Here is a 279-nt window from a genome sequence, read left to right as displayed (position 1 = left end):
AAGCAGTCCGACGCCCAGGCCCGGGTGGTCCTCGAGCGCGCCCTCAGGCAGATCGCGCAAATGGGCCTGACCAGCGTGCACGATGCGGGCATCAACGTCAGCCAGGATGCGCTCTACCGCAGCTACGCCGACCAGGGCAAGCTCACCGCCCGCGTGTACGGCATGATCGGCGACGCCGGCGCCGACTTCGACCAGCTCTCGGCCAAAGGCCCGCTCACGACCTACGCCAACGACCTGTATGCGCTGCGCGCGGTCAAGCTGTATTCGGACGGCGCCCTG

Annotated in this window: 1 pseudogene; it reads left to right on the top strand. The window is 68.5% G+C overall.

The annotated features are described in order from the left end of the window. A pseudogene (locus tag F2P45_RS35235) lies at positions 1 to 279 on the top strand (amidohydrolase); the annotation flags it as partial.

Source organism: Massilia mucilaginosa (assembly GCF_011682145.1).
In the GTDB taxonomy this organism is placed as follows: domain Bacteria; phylum Pseudomonadota; class Gammaproteobacteria; order Burkholderiales; family Burkholderiaceae_D; genus Telluria_A; species Telluria_A mucilaginosa.
The sequence above is the reverse complement of the archived record's forward strand: the minus strand, read 5'-3'. Positions and strand labels throughout refer to the sequence as shown.